Source organism: Aeromicrobium sp. (genome assembly GCF_050700635.1).
Taxonomy (GTDB): Bacteria; Actinomycetota; Actinomycetes; order Propionibacteriales; family Nocardioidaceae; genus Aeromicrobium.
Genome location: NZ_JBOHDT010000042.1, coordinates 25,040 through 39,898, shown reverse-complemented (window position 1 = coordinate 39,898; position 14,859 = coordinate 25,040). Strand labels below are relative to the sequence as shown.

The following is a 14,859-nucleotide window of genomic DNA, read 5'->3' as shown; positions in this document are numbered from 1 at the left end:
CACCCCGCCGCGAGAGAGAAACTACCCTGTCGCGAGAGAGGAACTACCCGGCCGCGAGAGAAAGCTCCTCGCTGACGATGACAGCAACCTCACGGCAGGAGCGTCTCTCGCCGCGGGGAAACTTTCTCTCTCGCGGCCGGGTAGCTTCTCTCTCGCGAGCGGGGAACTTCTCTCTCGCGAGCGGTTAGGCCTCGAGGACGATCGGGACGATCATCGGGCGACGTCTCAGCGTTCGGCCCACGAACGAGCCGAGGGTGCGTCGCATGATCTGCTCCAGCTGGCGGGAGTCGTGTGCGCCCTCGCTGAGGGCTTCCTCGAGCGCCGACACCAGGCGGGGCTGGATCTCGTCAAAGACGGAGTCCTCCTCGGCGAGCCCGCGGGCGTGGATCTCTGGTCCGGTCACGATCTTGCCCGTGGTGGAGTCGATGACGACCACGACGGAGATGAAGCCCTCGTCGCCGAGGATGCGGCGGTCCTTGAGCTCGGTCTCGCTGAGGTCGCCCACCGACGAGCCGTCGACGTACACGTAGCCGCAGTCGAGTGCGCCGGTGATGGCGGCGTGCCCGTCGATGAGGTCGATGACGAACCCGTCCTCGGCCAGCAGCACGTTCGGCACACCGGTCTTGCGCGCCAGCGCACCGTTGGCGTGCAGGTGCCGGATCTCGCCGTGCACGGGCAACACGTTGCTGGGCTTGACGATGTTGTAGCAGTAGAGCAGCTCTCCGGCCGAGGCGTGACCCGAGACGTGCACGAGCGCGTTGCCCTTGTGCACCACGCTGGCGCCGAGCTTGGTGAGCCCGTCGATGACGCGGTAGATGGCGTTCTCGTTGCCGGGGATGAGTGACGACGCCATCAGCACGGTGTCGCCCGGCTCGATCTGCACCTGCGGGTGGCTGCTGTTGGCCATGCGCGACAGAGCCGCCATCGGCTCGCCCTGGGACCCGGTCGACATCAGCACCATCTTGTGGGGAGGCGCGGCGTCGATCTTGTCGACGACCACACCGTCCGGCACCTTCAGGTAGCCGAGCTCACGGGCGATCTGCATGTTTCGCACCATCGAACGGCCGACGTAGGCGACCTTGCGCTTGTGGCGGGCGGCGGCGTCGAGCACCTGCTGGACGCGATGGATGTGCGAGGCGAACGAAGCGACGACGATGCGCTTCTCGCTACGGGCGAACACCGCGTCGATGGCCGGGGTGATGTTGCGCTCGGGCGTGGTGAAGCCCGGGACCTCGGCATTGGTGGAGTCGGTGAGAAAGAGATCCACGCCCGCCTCGCCCAGACGAGCGAAGGCCCGCAGGTCGGTGATGCGACCGTCGAGAGGCAGCTGATCCATCTTGAAGTCGCCAGTGTGGAGCACGACCCCGGCGGGGGTCTTGATCGCGACCGCGAGGGCATCCGGGATGGAGTGGTTGACGGCGACGAACTCGCACTTGAAGGGACCGAGGTCAAGCGTCTCCCCCTCGGAGACGACGTGTCGCGGCACCTCCTTGAGCCGGTGCTCCTTCAGCTTGGGGTCGACCAGCGCCAAGGTCAGCTTGGAGCCGATGATCGGGATGTTGTCGCGCTCGCGAAGGAGATACGGCACGCCGCCGATGTGGTCCTCGTGGCCGTGCGTCAGCACGATGCCCACAATGTCCTCGAGCCGGTGCCGGATGGGGCCGAAGTCGGGGAGGATCAGGTCGACACCCGGATGGTGCTCCTCAGGGAACAGCACCCCGCAGTCGACGATCAACAGCTTGCCGTCGAACTCGAACACGGTCATGTTGCGCCCGACCTCGCCAAGGCCACCCAGGGGCATGACGCGCAGGCCTCCGGGACGGAGCTTCGGCGGTGGGTCGAGCTCCAGGTGCATGTGGCTCATGTAGAAGTACTCAGCTCTCGAGAAGGCCCGACGCCACCAGACCGGCGCGCACGATGGCGACCTCGTCGTCGGTGGCTTCGGGGAGGGGGCCACGCACGGTGCGGTGCTCGAGCACTCCGAGCAGCTGCAACACCACCTTGGCGGTGATCGCACCTTGCGTGTGGGTCATGATGGCCCGCACTGCGGGCAGGAGACGGTCGTTGATCGCCCGTGCGGTGGGGAGGTCGCCGGCGTCGACCGCCGCGACCATCTCGGCGTACTCGCGGGCCGCGGCATGCGCCACGACACTCACGACGCCGCTGGCGCCCACGGCCAGCCAGCCGAGGTTGAGCGTGTCGTCGCCGGAGTAGATGCGGATGCCGGTCTCGCGCATGAGCCACGCGCCGCGCTCGAGGTCGCCGACGGCGTCCTTGACGGCCACGACGAGGGGATTGCGCACCAGCTCGGGGTAGGTGGCCTCGGCGATCTGCACGCCGGTGCGGCCCGGGATGTCGTACAGGATGACCGGGACGTCGTCGCCGGCGTTCGCGACCGCGTTGACGTGCTGGACGATGCCCGACTGGGGCGGCTTGCTGTAGTACGGCGTGACGAGGAGGAGTCCGTGGGCGCCGGCCTTGCGGGCCTGCTCGGCGAGCTCGACGCTGTGGCGAGTGTCGTTGGTGCCGACCCCGGCGACCACCGTGGCGCGGTCGCCGACCGCCTCGATGACCGCCGTGAGCAACCGACCGTCCTCATCGACCGTGGTCGTCGGTGACTCACCGGTGGTACCGCTGACGACGAGCCCGTCGTTGCCGCGGTCGACGAGGTACGTGGCCACCCGCTGTGCGGCGTCGACGTCGAGCGCACCGTCGGGCGTGAACGGCGTGACCATGGCGGTCAGCACCCGGCCGAACGGCGCAGCCTCGGTGGCGAGCGGGGACGTCATGCTCCGAGGCTACCGCGACCGACAGGTCGGGACCCCAGCGCCGGTGTGTCGTGATGACCGGGCACGATGACGTCATGGCTGACTCCGACCCGTCCGCTTTCGAGCTCGACCGGGCTGTCGCGGCATCGCGCAGCGCCGACGGAGAGCACAGCGTGACCGTGACGGACGAGTGGAACACTCCGAACGGCACTGCCAACGGCGGCTACGTACTTGCCCTCGTGCTGCAGGCGGTCACGACGGAGTCGCCGCTGCCCGACCCGCTGGCGGCGTCCATCTCCTACTTCCGGCCACCCGCGGTCGGCGAGGCGACCATCGAGGTCGCACCGTTGCGCGTCGGCAAGCGCGTCGCCACGTTCGTCGCCACGATGACCCAGGACGACAAGCAGGTGGTGCACGCGGTCGTCAGCATGCACGACGCCGACGCCACCGGCACCGCCCAGCACACACCGCGCGACAGTCCACCCATCCCCGGGCCCGACGAGTGCATCGACGTGATGGCGGCCGTGCCGTCCGGAGCCGTGCCCATCATCGACCGCTTCGACTACCGGCACGAGGCCGTCCCGGGCTGGATGACGGGCGAGCCGACCGGTGAGTTGGAGGCGACATTCTGGGTGCGGCCCAAGGACGGCCGGCCGATCGACGCCCTGGCGGCGGCGGTGCTGGTGGACGCCTATCCGCCGGTGACTGCCGAGATCGGGGAGATCAAGTCGGCGACGGTGCAGCTGACCGTCCACTTCCGGCGTCGTCCGTCGACCGGTTGGGCCCTCGCCCACGTGGTCGCCCGGCACGTCATCGACGGCTACCACGACGAGGACGTCGAGCTCTGGGACGAGGCGGGTCGACTCATCGCGCAGAGCCGTCAGCTGGCGATCCTCTCCTGACGCACCTGGGGCAGCGAACGGGCGAGTCCCACGACCACGATCGTCGTGAGGAGGACGGATGCGGCCGCGGCCGAGGCCTGGAGTGGTTCGCTGACGACGAACGTCGGAATGTGGCGGTCCGGGATCGCGACGGCGAACACGAAGGCGAACAGCAGGCCGATCCAGCTTCCGGTCATGTTCCCGCGGTGGCTCTGGATGTTCCCGCGCACCGCGCCGACCACACCGAGCGTCACCGTGACGATCGTGACCACCGAGAGCACGTGCAGGAAGCTGAACGCCCCGTCCCGCAGATCACGAATCCAGAAGGACGTGATCGACACGTAGAGCATGAGCGCCACCCAGGTCCGTCCGGCGAGCCGGTGCTGTCGGTTGCCCTTGGTGGAGAAGAACAGCTGCCAGGCGCCGAGGGTCAGGGCAACCGCCGCAGCGAACGCGTGCGTGGCGATGAGCAGGGTCCAGGTCATGAGTCGTCTCCTTCGTCGTCGGAGTTGCCGTGGAGTACGCCAAGCATCGGGCCGGCGACGCCGAGAACCTGCTTCGACGACACACCCGCCTCCCGCATGACCTGCGCGAAGGCGTCCTCCAGGAGGTCGGCGGCCTTGTCGACGAGCTTCTCGCCGCCGGGGGTGAGCTCGACCCGCCGCCGATTGCCCCCGCCGGCCACGGACGTGGAGGTCAGGTATCCCTCCTCGGTGAGGAGCGGCACCGACCGGCTCACCGACGGTTCGCTCACCCCGAGCTCAGCCGCAAGCTCGCGCTGGGTGGCCGATCCGAGGCGCTGCAGGGTCAACAGCGTCAGGTAGCGGTTGAACGTGATGTCGAACTTCTCCCGGAGGATCTGGTCCGCCCCGCGGTCGAGCACCGCCACCAAGGCGTGCAGTGCGTACGCGGGCTGGTGCAGTCGCTCGGTCATGGATGTAACTTAGCATCAGTAAGTTACTGTCTGCAAGTTACCGTTCGTACGTGACGATGTCGAACGACGGGTCGCCACCGTAGGGGACGTGGCCGACCTCTCGCCATTGCTCCCATTCGATCTTCGGGAAGTGAGTGTCGCCCTCGGGGGCGGCTGCCACACGGGTGACGCACATGAGGTCGACGAGCCCGGCTTCGAGCGCCCGAGCGTAGACCTGCGCTCCCCCGACGATGAAAACCTCGTCGTCGAGCTGCTGCGCACGCTCGAGCGCGGCTTCGATCGTCCCTGCCACCTCGACGCCAGGAGCGGACCAGTGCGGGTCGCGGGTGAGCACGATCGTGGTGCGTCCGGGCAGCGGCCGTCCGATGGACTCGAACGTCGTGCGGCCCATGACCATGGGGTGCCCCATCGTCAGCTTCTTGAAGTGGGCGAGGTCCTCGGGCAGGCGCCACGGCAGTCCGCCGTCGACACCGATGACCCCGTTCGCGCCGACGGCGACGACGAGCGTGACCGTCATATGGCGATGGGAGCCTTGATGAGCGGGTGCGGGTCGTAGGCGGTGACCTTGATCGACTCCAGCGAGAAGCCGTCGATGGAGGTGATGGACGGGTCGAGCCACAGCTCCGGGAGAGGACGGGGCTCGCGGGTGAGCTGCTCGTGCGCCTGGTTGAGGTGGTTGAGGTAGAGGTGCGCGTCGCCGAGGGTGTGCACGAAGTCGCCGACCTCGAGACCGGTCACCTGGGCGACCATGTGGGTGAGCAGGGCATACGACGCGATGTTGAACGGGACGCCGAGGAAGACGTCGGCCGACCGCTGGTACAGCTGGCACGACAACCGGCCGTCCGCCACGTAGAACTGGAAGAACGCGTGGCAGGGGGCCAGGGCCATGTCGTCGAGGTCGGCGACGTTCCAGGCGCTGACGATGTGACGCCGCGAGTCGGGGTCGGCCCGGAGCGACTCGATGACGCGGGTCAGCTGGTCGATGGTCTCGCCGTTCGGCGCCGGCCACGACCGCCACTGGTGCCCGTAGACGGGACCGAGCTCGCCGGCGTCGTCGGCCCACTCGTCCCAGATGGAGATGCCGTTTTCGCGCAGCCACTTCACGTTGGTGTCGCCGGAGATGAACCAGAGCAGCTCTCCGACGACGGACTTCAGGTGGATCTTCTTGGTGGTGACCAACGGGAATCCGTCGGCCAGCCGGAACCTCATCTGGTGGCCGAACAGGCTGCGGGTGCCGGTGCCGGTGCGGTCGCTCTTTTCGACACCGTCGTCGATGATTCGTTGCATCAGATCGAGGTACACCTGCATGTCGGCAGAGTACCAACGGAAACCGACAGGACGGTGTGCGAAACTCTGGTCATGCCGACCCAGGAATACGAGACCTCGCCGGCCGAGGTCCGCACGTTCGCCTTCCTCCAGATGGGCCTCACTGCGGTGTTCCTCGTCCTGTTGTTCTGGGCCTTCGGCGGCACCGACGCGCGTTTCCCACCGTGGTGGATCGTCCTCCTTCTGCTCCTCGCGGTCGCGATCTCCGCGTTCTTCGCCGAGCGGGTCTGGTTGTCGGCGCGGCCCCTGAGTCCTGCGGTTGACCCCGATGAGCTGCGATCACGGGCCGTGGGCGTCTTCGCTGGTCAGATCGTCCGCAAGCTCGCGTATTGCGAGGCGAGCGTCATCTTCGCCGTGATCGTCGGCTTCGTGGCTCCCTACGGCGGTTGGCCGATGTTGATCGGTGGTGTACCCGGTCTCGCGCTCATCGTCTTCGAGACCTGGCCGTCGCTGCGCAACACCTCTATGACCGAGGTGATGCTCGACGCCGATGGTGCCGAATCCGGGCTCGTGGAGTCCTTCCGGTCGTGGTGACCGCTGACGTCAGCGCGCGTCTGGCGTGGCCGGACGACGCCTCGTCCATGGCGCGGGTCCAGCTCGCCGCCTGGCGCGACATGTACGCCGACCTCCTCTCCCCCGACGTTCTCGACTCGCTCGACGCCGACGACTTCGCAGAGCGGTGGACGGCCGCCCTCACCAAGCCACAGGACGCCCGCATGCGGGTGCTCGTGGCGCTCGAGCGCGCCGACGTCCGCGGGTTCGCCATGGTGCACCCGTCGTTCGACCCCGATGCCGATCAAGTGGCCGACGGAGAGGTCGGCGAGTTCGTCGTCGACCCCGCCCACCGCCGAGAGGGACACGGTTCACGTCTCCTCCAGGCCGCCATGGACACCCTGGCAGCCGACCGCTTCACTCGCGTGCGCTGGTGGATCGCGAGCACCGACGACGCCCTGCGTGAGTTCGTGACCAGCTCCGGCTGGGCGGCCGACGGAGCGCACCGTGAGCTCCAGGACGAGGCCGGCAACACGGTCAAGCAGGTGCGCCTGCACACCACTCTGCCTTCATGACCTCGGACCGGTCGGTCATCACCGACTCGCTCGGCGTGGGCCTGGCGACCGGCGCCTACGGTGTGTCGTTCGGGGCGCTCGGGGTCACCGCCGGCCTCGATGTCTGGCAGACCTGTGTGCTCTCCCTGGCCGTGTTCACCGGTGCCTCGCAGTTCGCCTTCATCGGTGTGCTTGCGTCGGGCGGCACGTCCCTGGCGGCGACAGTGACCGGGATCCTGCTCGGCAGCCGCAACATGTTCTACGGCGTGGCCCTGGCGCCGCTGCTCCAGCTGCGTGGATCGGCCCGACTCGCCTCCGCGCATCTCGTCATCGACGAGTCGACGGCCATGGCCGTCACCAGGGAATCGACGCGTCAGGCGCGCCTCGGTTTCTACTGGACCGGCGTCTGCATCTTCGTGCTGTGGAACCTCTCGACGTTCCTCGGCGCCCTGGGAGGCACCGCGATCGGCGACCCCCGCGCCTTCGGTCTCGACGCCGCCGTCGGGGCGGCGTTCCTCGGGCTGCTCTGGCCGCGTCTGAGCTCGCGGGGAGCTCGGGCGATCGCCGCGCTCGCGGCGGCAGTGGCCCTCGCGCTGGTGCCGTTCACCGCGGCCGGAGTGCCGATCATCGTCGGCGGCGCCGTTGCGGTGCTGGTCGGACTCCTGCGCCACATCCGACCCCCGGAGGACCTGCCATGACCGCGACGTGGGTGGGCATCGCCTTGATGGCGGCCGGGTGCTTCGCGTTCAAGCTGGCCGGTCTGTCGGTGCCCGACCGGGTGCTCGAGCATCACGTCACCGAGCACGCAGCCCACCTCATCCCGGTGGCCTTGCTCGGCGCGCTCATCGCCGTCCAGGTGCTCGGCGGCGACCACGAGCTGGTGGTCGATGCACGGTTGGCGGGACTGCTCGTGGCGGCCGTGCTGCTGATGCTGCGGGTGCCGTTCCTGCCGATGGTGATCGCCGCGGCAGCGACTGCAGCGTTACTGCGGCTGTTGTGACGATCAGTCGATGCCGAGGACGCCCTCGAGGCCGACGGTCACGCCGGGCCGGTTCGCCACGGCGCGCAGGGCGGCCAGCACGCCGGGCATGAACGACTCCCGATCATGCGAGTCGTGCCGGATGGAGAACGTCTCCCCCACGCCGCCCATGACGACCTCCTGGCTGGCCACGAATCCGCGGGCGCGAACGGAGTGCACCGGCACACCGGAGATGCGTGCACCGCGGGCACCGTCGGGATCGGAGGTGGTGGCGTCGGGCAGCGGTGGAGATCCGGCATCGCGACGGGCGTCCGCGACGACCTCCGCCGTGCGGGTGGCCGTGCCGGACGGTGCGTCGACCTTGTCCGGGTGATGCATCTCGATGACCTCGACCGATTGGAAGAAGGGAGCGGCGACGGCCGCGAAGCGCATCATCAGCACAGCGCCGACCGAGAAGTTCGGCACCACCAGGACGCCGACCGACGGATCGTCGCCCAGCAGCTCGCGCACGACGGCGACCTTGGTGTCGTCGAAACCCGACGTTCCGACGACGATGTGCACGCCGTTCTCGACGCACCATCGCACGTGGTCGAGCGCAACGTCGGGCTGGGTGAAGTCGAGTGCCACGTCGGCCTCGGCATCGGTGATCGCGGAGAGGTCGTCGTCGATGTCGACCTGGGCAACGACCTCGAGACCGTCGGCTGCATCGATCGCCTGCACCGACGTCGATCCCATCCGTCCCTTGGCTCCCAGCACTGCCACGCGCGTCATGCCGGTGAGCCTAGTGGGGAGGCCCGAGGATGTCGGCGAGCACCGCCCAACCTTCGTGCACCTCGGTGAACGATGTGGACAGCGGTGAGAGCCCGAGACGCAGGAGATCGGGGTGGCGGACATCCGGGATGACGCCGGCCGCACCAAGCCGCCCGGCAACGCCGGCGGCGTCCGGCACCTGGATCGTGACGTGGCTGCCGCGACGCTCCGAGCTGCGGGGCGACAGCATCGCGACATCAAGACGGTCGACCTGCTCGAGGAGGAACTCCGTGAGCAGGATCGACTTGGCGCGGATGGCCTCCAGGCCTGCCTCGGCGACCATCTTCGCCCCCTCGCGGACGGCGAGGATGCCCATGAGGTTGGGCGTGCCGCTGAGCATGCGACGGATGTCCGGTGCCGCTGTGTAGGTGCCGGACATCGCGAAAAGGTCTGCCGCGCTGAACCAGCCCGGCACCGGCTGTGCGGCCTCGGACAGGTGTCGCGCGGCGACGTAGAGGAACGCCGGCGCACCTGGACCCGCGTTGAGGTACTTGTACGTGCAGCCGACGGCGAAGTCGACGTCGGCCGCGTCGAGTGCGATCGGCAGCACGCCTGCGGAGTGGCACAGGTCCCAGACGATCAGGCCACCGGAGGCGTGCACCTGCTGGGTGAGGCCCGCGACGTCGAGGATCGTTCCAGACCGGTAGTCGACGTGGCTGAGCACCACGGCGGCCGTGCGCTCACCCAGGACCTCGGCGAGGGCGGCGGCCGTGACGTTCTCGACCAGATCGGGCTCGATCCAGCGAACGGTCATACCGCGTTGTTCGGCCACACCCTCGACGAGGTAGCGGTCCGTGGGGAAGTTGGTGGTGTCGATGACGATCTCGTAGCGGTCCGGACGCAGGCGGCACGCCGCGTGCAGCACCTTGAACAGGTTGACCGAGGTGGAGTCCGCGACAACCGTCTGACCCGGCGCCGCGCCGAGGACTGCGGCGGCCAGCTCGTCGCCCACCGTGACCGGTAGCTCGACCCAGCCCTCGTCCCAGCCGCGGATGAGCCGGCCGCCCCACTCCCCGGTGACGAAGGACGCCAGACGCTCGGCTGTCGCCCGAGGCGGGCGACCGAGCGAGTTCCCGTCGAAGTACGCGACGAGGCCGTCCGCGGGGAGGAACCGCTCGCGAAACCCGGCAAGCGAGTCCTCGGCGTCGAGAGATGCTGCTCGGGTTCGAAGCTCGGCGTCGCTCATGGCCCGGAGATCGTCTCATGCCCACCGGTCACGTCGAGTGGACGCGACGAACCCCCGACGCCGTGCGGTGCCGGGGCTCGTCGTGCCGAGGATCAGGCGTCGGCGCCGACCTCGGCGGACTCGTCGGCGGTCTCCTCGACAGGAGTCTCGATGGCGTGGCCGGACTCGTCGATCACCGGGATGAGGGACAGCTTGCCGCGGTCGCCGAGCTCGGCGATCTCGACCTGGATCTTCTGTCCGACGGACACGACGTCCTCGACCCGCTCGACCCGGTTGCCGTCGTTGAGCTCGCGCAGCTTGCTGATGTGCAGCAGGCCGTCCTTGCCCGGCAGCAGCGAGATGAACGCGCCGAAGTCGACCGTCTTGACGACGGTGCCGAGGTAGCGCTCGCCGACCTCGGGCATCGTCGGGTTGGCGATCGCGTTGATCGCGGCCCGCGCGGCCTCGGCGGCATCGCCGTTGTCGGCTCCGACATAGACGGTGCCGTCGTCCTCGAGCGAGATCTGGGCGCCGGTGTCGTCCTGGATCTGGTTGATGACCTTGCCCTTGGGGCCGATGACCTCGCCGATCTTGTCGACCGGGATCCTGATAGTGAGGATGCGTGGCGCGTAGGGGCTCATCTCGTCGGGCTCGGAGATCGCCTCGGACATGACGTCGAGGATCGTGAAGCGCGCCTCACGGGCCTGCGTAAGGGCACCGGCGAGCACGTCGGCGGGGATGCCGTCGAGCTTGGTGTCGAGCTGCAGGGCGGTGACGAACTCACGCGTGCCGGCGACCTTGAAGTCCATGTCGCCGTAGGCGTCCTCGGCTCCGAGGATGTCGGTCAGCGTGACGAACTGCTGCTGGCCGTCGACCTCGCCGGAGATGAGGCCCATCGCGATGCCCGCGACGGGGGCACGCAGCGGAACACCGGCGTTGAGCAGTCCGAGCGTCGAGGCGCAGACCGAACCCATCGAGGTGGAGCCGTTGGAGCTGAGCGCCTCGGAGACCTGACGGATCGCGTACGGGAACTCCTCGCGCGTCGGCAGCACCGGCTGCAGCGCGCGGCCGGCGAGTGCGCCGTGACCGATCTCGCGACGCTTGGGCGAGCCCACGCGACCGGTCTCTCCGGTCGAGAACGGCGGGAAGTTGTAGTTGTGCATGTAGCGCTTCGTGGTCTCGGGTGACAGCGTGTCGAGCTTCTGCTCCAGGCCGAGCATGTTCAGCGTGGTGACGCCCAGGATCTGGGTCTCGCCGCGCTGGAACAGCGCCGAGCCGTGCACGCGTGGGATGACGCCGACCTCGGCGGACAGCTCACGGATGTCGGCCAGACCGCGGCCATCGATGCGCACGTTGTCGCGCAGCACGCGATCACGCACGAGCGTCTTGGTGACGGCCCGCATAGCGGCGCCGATCTCCTTCTCGCGACCTTCGAACTGCTCGCCGAGCTGCTCGATGACGTCGGCCTTGATCTCGCTCTGGCGAGCCTCGCGGTCGGCCTTGCTGACGATGGTCATCGACTCGCCGAGCGGGCCGGATGCCGTGGTGGCGACGGCGTCGTAGACGTCGTCCTGGTAGTCGGGGAAGACCGGGAACTCCTGGATCGGTTTGGCGGAGTTCTCGGCGAGGTCGGCCTGCGCCTCACAGAGCTGCTTGATGACGCCCTTCGCAGCGTCGAGTCCCTGGGCGACGATCTCCTCCGTGGGCGCCTGGACGCCGCTCTGGACGAGCTCCCAGGTCGCCTGGGTGGACTCCGCCTCGACCATCATGATGGCGACATCGTCGCCCGCGACGCGGCCGGCGACGACCATGTCGAAGACGGCGTTCTCGAGCTGCTCGTGCGTCGGGAAGGCGACCCACTCACCCTCGATGAGGGCCACGCGGGTGGCGCCGACCGGACCGGAGAATGGCAGGCCGGAGATTTGCGTGGAAGCGGAGGCGGCGTTGATGGCCAGCACGTCGTACGGGGTGTCGGGGTTGAGGGCGAGCACCGTGATGACGACCTGGACCTCGTTGCGCAAACCCTTCTTGAAGGTCGGGCGCAGCGGGCGGTCGATCAGTCGGCAGGTGAGGATGGCGTCCTCACTCGGACGGCCCTCGCGACGGAAGAACGAGCCGGGGATGCGTCCCGCGGCGTACATGCGCTCCTCGACGTCGACGGTGAGCGGGAAGAAGTCGAACTGCTCCTTCGGGTGCTTGCCGGCCGTGGTGGCAGAGAGCAGCATGGTGTCGTCGTCGAGGAAGGCGGCCACGCTTCCGGCGGCCTGTCGGGCGAGGAGCCCGGTCTCGAACCGGACCTTTCGGGTGCCGAACCGTCCGTTGTCGATGACGGCTTCGGACGTATGCAGTGTGGAGTCGCTCATGCGAGTCCCTTCCGCAGGCGAAATGCCTGCTGTGAGGGACGAGACGCAGGCGGGCGGTGAGAAGTTCGGTCTTCGATCGAGGCCTGCGGGGCCGTTCCTGTGGAGGCTGTCCCGAGGGCCACTACCGAGGACCGAGCGTCGTGCCTGGAGTGTCTCGTCCTGGTGAGGCGGTATGAAGTTGTGGAGTGAGGTCGCCCGTGTGGCGACCACCTCATGGTCTAACGGCGCAGGCCGAGTCGCTCGATGAGCGCGCGGTAGCGCTCGATGTCGGTGTTCTGCAGGTAGTTCAGCAGGCGACGACGCTGACCCACGAGCAGCAGCAGCCCACGACGGCTGTGGTGGTCGTGCTGGTGCTCCTTGAGGTGCTCGGTCAGGTGCGCGATGCGGCCACTCAGGAGGGCCACCTGGACCTCAGGGGATCCGGTGTCGCCGTCGCTGACGGCGTACTGCTTGATGATTTCGGCCTTGGGAAGCTCGGCCACGGTGGGCACGGCAGTCTTCTTCGCCACGTTTCTCCTCTGAGGTTTCGTTGCACGGCGCGCCCGGGCCGGTTCACCGGGGCACTGGAATCCGTGGCCGTTGCACGGCAACTGCCAGCGTATCAGCGCACCATCACGAGGCGCGAATCGCAACCGTCCCATCGCTACGCTCGACGCATGACCAGGAGCGCGCGGGCATGCGGCGTGCTCGCGATCTCGGTCGCCCTCGTCCTCACCGCGTGCAGCAGCGCCGGCCCCGAGCCGGCACCGACGCGGACGCCCGCACCCGTGCCGAGCAGCCCGCGCCCCGAGCCCGGACCGTCGTACGTCGCCATCGGCGACTCCTACACGGCCGGCGGCCTGATCGGTTCGTTCCAGCCCGACGGACTCCTGTGCCAGCGGTCGACGGAGAACTATCCCAGTCTCGTGGCTGAGGCGCTCGACCTGACCCTCACCGACGTCAGCTGCGGAGGCGCCTCGAGCGCGGACGTGCTGCAGGCAGGGCGCGGACTACCGGCCCAGATCGACGCCGTCACGGAGCAGTCGAAGGTGGTGACGGTCAGCGTCGGCGGCAACGACTTCGGCCTCTACGGGAATCTGATCGGCACCTGTCCGAACGTCTCGAAACCCGGCGCCCCAGGCGCGCCGTGCCGTGATCTGATCGCGACCGACGTCGGATCGGCCATACCCGCGATCGGGAAGAAGATCGGCACCGTCCTCGACGCGGTACGCACGAAGGCTCCCCGAGCCGAGATCCTGGTCGTCGGCTATCCGCGGCTCATGCCCCGGAGCGGCACGTGCAAGAACGCCCCTTACGCGAAGGGCGACCTCGCCTGGCTCTCCTCGGTGGAGTCGGACCTGTCGGCGGCGATGGCGTCGGCCGCCGCCTCGGCCGGCGTGGCCTTCGTGCCGATGCACGCCCGTTCGAAGGGGCACGACCTGTGCTCCGGCGATGCGGCGTGGGTCAACGGCCTCGAGCCCCCGACCGGCGACGGCGCCTTCCTGCACCCGAACGCAGCCGGCGAGAAGGCGATGGCCGATGCAGTGGCGAAGGAGCTCGAGAAAGCCGGGAACTGAACCGGCTCATCCGAGCTCGGCGAGCACCGTCCGCGTGTCCGCGACGTCCTCGTGCATCTGCGCCACCAGGGCGTCGACGGTGTCGAAGACGTCCATGCCGCGCAGCCAGCGCACGAGCTCGACGCGGATCTGCTTCCCGTAGAGGTCGAGACCTCCCTCCGCCGGCCGGTCGATGATGTACGACTCCACCCGGCGGTCGCGTCCGCCGAACGTCGGATTGGTGCCCACCGAGATCGCGGCCGCGAGCACCTCGGCGCCGATGTCGACGCGGCCGGCGTACACCCCATCGGGTGGCACGGCATACACGTCGTCCACCGGGATGTTCGCGGTCGGGAACCCGAGTGAGCGTCCGCGACGATCACCCTCGACGACCTCTCCGCTCACCTCATGTGGACGGCCGAGGATGACCGCCGCCTCGGGCAGGTGCCCGGTGGCGACGTGCGCACGCACGAGCGTCGAAGAGAACGGCTCCGCTCCCCCGTCGAGAGCAAGTCCCTCCACCGTGAAGCCCGACTCTGCACCGGCGCGGCGCAGCAGATCGACATCGCCGGCCGCGCGCGAGCCGAACCTGAAGTTCTCACCCACCACCACCGCCGACGACCGCAGCTCATCGGCCAGCACCCGCTGGATGAACTCTTCTGGAGTCCAGGCGGACATGTGCTGGTCGAAGGCCAGGACCCGCACCTCGTCGGCGCCGTGGGCGTGCAGGAGATCGATCCGCCGCTCGACCGTGGTGAGTCGCTTCGGTGTCCGGTCAGGAGTGAGCACCTCGAGCGGGTGTGGCTCGAACGTGACGGCCACGACCGATGCCCCGTCGGCGGCTGCTGCGCGGGTGGCGGCAAGGACGTGCTGGTGACCCCGGTGGACACCGTCGAAGACACCCACCGTCACCGCGGCCCGTTCGCTCCGTGGCGTGGTCTCGGCACCGTCGAGGTCTCGCCAGATCGTCACATCGGAACTCTATGGCGTGGGGTCGACGAAGAATAAGAGACCTCTCATGTACTCCTCATCGACGTCATGACCCAGGTACG

At 68.6% G+C, this 14,859-nt stretch carries 17 protein-coding genes; 6 read left to right on the top strand and 11 right to left on the bottom strand.

From position 1 onward, the window contains the following. Positions 1 to 184 precede the first annotated feature (184 nt). Together ACRDPN_RS03100 and dapA are read right to left on the bottom strand one after the other, a co-directional pair. Positions 185 to 1,864 carry a ribonuclease J gene (locus tag ACRDPN_RS03100; RefSeq protein ID WP_431445859.1) on the bottom strand — a complete coding sequence of 560 codons (1,680 nt, stop codon included), beginning with the start codon at positions 1,862 to 1,864 and terminating at the stop codon, positions 185 to 187. Between the two features lie 10 nt (positions 1,865 to 1,874). Continuing rightward, positions 1,875 to 2,789: a 4-hydroxy-tetrahydrodipicolinate synthase gene (gene dapA / locus ACRDPN_RS03095; RefSeq protein WP_431445858.1), complete on the bottom strand. Its 915-nt coding sequence runs from the start codon at positions 2,787 to 2,789 to the stop codon at positions 1,875 to 1,877. A 74-nt stretch (positions 2,790 to 2,863) separates the two neighbouring features. On the opposite strand from dapA, the gene ACRDPN_RS03090 reads away from it, so the two are divergent. Then, positions 2,864 to 3,670, top strand: a complete 807-nt coding sequence (locus tag ACRDPN_RS03090; protein WP_431445857.1) for a thioesterase family protein — start codon at positions 2,864 to 2,866, stop codon at positions 3,668 to 3,670. Here ACRDPN_RS03090 and ACRDPN_RS03085 read toward each other — a convergent pair. The 4 genes from ACRDPN_RS03085 to ACRDPN_RS03070 are packed head-to-tail and all read right to left on the bottom strand — an operon-like array spanning position 3,649 to position 5,891. Beyond that, on the bottom strand, positions 3,649 to 4,134 hold the full coding sequence (locus tag ACRDPN_RS03085) for a DUF2306 domain-containing protein (protein ID WP_431445856.1): 486 nt from the start codon (positions 4,132 to 4,134) through the stop codon (positions 3,649 to 3,651). The genes ACRDPN_RS03090 and ACRDPN_RS03085 overlap by 22 nt on opposite strands. Further along, entirely contained in the window at positions 4,131 to 4,583 is a 453-nt protein-coding gene (locus tag ACRDPN_RS03080; protein WP_431445855.1) for a MarR family winged helix-turn-helix transcriptional regulator, read from the bottom strand. Before ACRDPN_RS03080 ends, ACRDPN_RS03085 begins: the two co-directional genes overlap by 4 nt. A 37-nt stretch (positions 4,584 to 4,620) precedes the next feature. Then, positions 4,621 to 5,100, bottom strand: coding sequence for a dihydrofolate reductase (locus ACRDPN_RS03075; protein WP_431445854.1), 480 nt, complete (start codon positions 5,098 to 5,100; stop codon positions 4,621 to 4,623). Continuing rightward, positions 5,097 to 5,891 carry a thymidylate synthase gene (locus tag ACRDPN_RS03070; protein WP_431445853.1) on the bottom strand — a complete coding sequence of 265 codons (795 nt, stop codon included), beginning with the start codon at positions 5,889 to 5,891 and terminating at the stop codon, positions 5,097 to 5,099. The genes ACRDPN_RS03075 and ACRDPN_RS03070 overlap by 4 nt, the downstream gene beginning before the upstream one ends. 51 nt (positions 5,892 to 5,942) lie before the next feature. Between ACRDPN_RS03070 and ACRDPN_RS03065 the strand changes: the two genes are divergently transcribed. From ACRDPN_RS03065 to ACRDPN_RS03050, 4 genes are read left to right on the top strand one after another with little or no spacing between them, the layout of a single operon-like run. Continuing rightward, positions 5,943 to 6,443 carry a hypothetical protein gene (locus tag ACRDPN_RS03065; protein WP_431445852.1) on the top strand — a complete coding sequence of 167 codons (501 nt, stop codon included), beginning with the start codon at positions 5,943 to 5,945 and terminating at the stop codon, positions 6,441 to 6,443. Continuing rightward, the gene (locus ACRDPN_RS03060; protein ID WP_431445851.1) at positions 6,440 to 6,976 is read left to right on the top strand and encodes an N-acetyltransferase family protein; all 537 of its coding nucleotides are present in this window, start codon (positions 6,440 to 6,442) and stop codon (positions 6,974 to 6,976) included. The genes ACRDPN_RS03065 and ACRDPN_RS03060 overlap by 4 nt, the downstream gene beginning before the upstream one ends. Further along, positions 6,973 to 7,653 carry an AzlC family ABC transporter permease gene (locus ACRDPN_RS03055; RefSeq protein ID WP_431445850.1) on the top strand — a complete coding sequence of 227 codons (681 nt, stop codon included), beginning with the start codon at positions 6,973 to 6,975 and terminating at the stop codon, positions 7,651 to 7,653. The genes ACRDPN_RS03060 and ACRDPN_RS03055 overlap by 4 nt, the downstream gene beginning before the upstream one ends. After that, entirely contained in the window at positions 7,650 to 7,955 is a 306-nt protein-coding gene (locus ACRDPN_RS03050) for an AzlD domain-containing protein (protein WP_431445849.1), read from the top strand. The genes ACRDPN_RS03055 and ACRDPN_RS03050 overlap by 4 nt, the downstream gene beginning before the upstream one ends. Before the next feature lie 3 nt (positions 7,956 to 7,958). On the opposite strand, the gene dapB is transcribed toward ACRDPN_RS03050, so the two are convergent. The 4 genes from dapB to rpsO all read right to left on the bottom strand — a co-directional run bounded on the left by dapB (position 7,959) and on the right by rpsO (position 12,754). Beyond that, positions 7,959 to 8,705 (bottom strand): 4-hydroxy-tetrahydrodipicolinate reductase, encoded by a 747-nt coding sequence (dapB, locus tag ACRDPN_RS03045; RefSeq protein ID WP_431445848.1) that lies wholly within the window; start codon positions 8,703 to 8,705, stop codon positions 7,959 to 7,961. Between the two features lie 10 nt (positions 8,706 to 8,715). Next, positions 8,716 to 9,930 carry a kynureninase gene (gene kynU, locus ACRDPN_RS03040; protein ID WP_431445847.1) on the bottom strand — a complete coding sequence of 405 codons (1,215 nt, stop codon included), beginning with the start codon at positions 9,928 to 9,930 and terminating at the stop codon, positions 8,716 to 8,718. A 92-nt stretch (positions 9,931 to 10,022) separates the two neighbouring features. Further along, positions 10,023 to 12,272, bottom strand: a complete 2,250-nt coding sequence (locus ACRDPN_RS03035) for a polyribonucleotide nucleotidyltransferase (protein WP_431445846.1) — start codon at positions 12,270 to 12,272, stop codon at positions 10,023 to 10,025. A gap of 218 nt (positions 12,273 to 12,490) precedes the next feature. Then, complete coding sequence (rpsO, locus tag ACRDPN_RS03030) at positions 12,491 to 12,754, bottom strand: 30S ribosomal protein S15 (RefSeq protein WP_431445869.1); 264 nt, start codon at positions 12,752 to 12,754, stop codon at positions 12,491 to 12,493. Positions 12,755 to 12,928: 174 nt separating this feature from the next. Here rpsO and ACRDPN_RS03025 point away from each other — a divergent pair, with 174 nt between their 5' ends. Next, positions 12,929 to 13,828, top strand: coding sequence for an SGNH/GDSL hydrolase family protein (locus tag ACRDPN_RS03025; RefSeq protein ID WP_431445845.1), 900 nt, complete (start codon positions 12,929 to 12,931; stop codon positions 13,826 to 13,828). Between the two features lie 6 nt (positions 13,829 to 13,834). On the opposite strand, the gene ACRDPN_RS03020 is transcribed toward ACRDPN_RS03025, so the two are convergent. Beyond that, positions 13,835 to 14,779, bottom strand: coding sequence for a bifunctional riboflavin kinase/FAD synthetase (locus ACRDPN_RS03020; protein ID WP_431445844.1), 945 nt, complete (start codon positions 14,777 to 14,779; stop codon positions 13,835 to 13,837). Between the last annotated feature and the right edge of the window lie 80 nt (positions 14,780 to 14,859).

Excerpts from the sequence above, each read along its gene's own strand:
- ACRDPN_RS03100 (WP_431445859.1), bottom strand. The coding sequence starts at position 1,864 with ATGAGCCACATGCACCTGGAGCTCGACCCACCGCCGAAGCTCCGTCCC.
- dapA (WP_431445858.1), bottom strand. The coding sequence starts at position 2,789 with ATGACGTCCCCGCTCGCCACCGAGGCTGCGCCGTTCGGCCGGGTGCTG.
- ACRDPN_RS03090 (WP_431445857.1), top strand. The coding sequence starts at position 2,864 with ATGGCTGACTCCGACCCGTCCGCTTTCGAGCTCGACCGGGCTGTCGCG.
- ACRDPN_RS03085 (WP_431445856.1), bottom strand. The coding sequence starts at position 4,134 with ATGACCTGGACCCTGCTCATCGCCACGCACGCGTTCGCTGCGGCGGTT.
- ACRDPN_RS03080 (WP_431445855.1), bottom strand. The coding sequence starts at position 4,583 with ATGACCGAGCGACTGCACCAGCCCGCGTACGCACTGCACGCCTTGGTG.
- ACRDPN_RS03075 (WP_431445854.1), bottom strand. The coding sequence starts at position 5,100 with ATGACGGTCACGCTCGTCGTCGCCGTCGGCGCGAACGGGGTCATCGGT.
- ACRDPN_RS03070 (WP_431445853.1), bottom strand. The coding sequence starts at position 5,891 with ATGCAGGTGTACCTCGATCTGATGCAACGAATCATCGACGACGGTGTC.
- ACRDPN_RS03065 (WP_431445852.1), top strand. The coding sequence starts at position 5,943 with ATGCCGACCCAGGAATACGAGACCTCGCCGGCCGAGGTCCGCACGTTC.
- ACRDPN_RS03055 (WP_431445850.1), top strand. The coding sequence starts at position 6,973 with ATGACCTCGGACCGGTCGGTCATCACCGACTCGCTCGGCGTGGGCCTG.
- ACRDPN_RS03050 (WP_431445849.1), top strand. The coding sequence starts at position 7,650 with ATGACCGCGACGTGGGTGGGCATCGCCTTGATGGCGGCCGGGTGCTTC.
- dapB (WP_431445848.1), bottom strand. The coding sequence starts at position 8,705 with ATGACGCGCGTGGCAGTGCTGGGAGCCAAGGGACGGATGGGATCGACG.
- kynU (WP_431445847.1), bottom strand. The coding sequence starts at position 9,930 with ATGAGCGACGCCGAGCTTCGAACCCGAGCAGCATCTCTCGACGCCGAG.
- ACRDPN_RS03035 (WP_431445846.1), bottom strand. The coding sequence starts at position 12,272 with ATGAGCGACTCCACACTGCATACGTCCGAAGCCGTCATCGACAACGGA.
- ACRDPN_RS03025 (WP_431445845.1), top strand. The coding sequence starts at position 12,929 with ATGACCAGGAGCGCGCGGGCATGCGGCGTGCTCGCGATCTCGGTCGCC.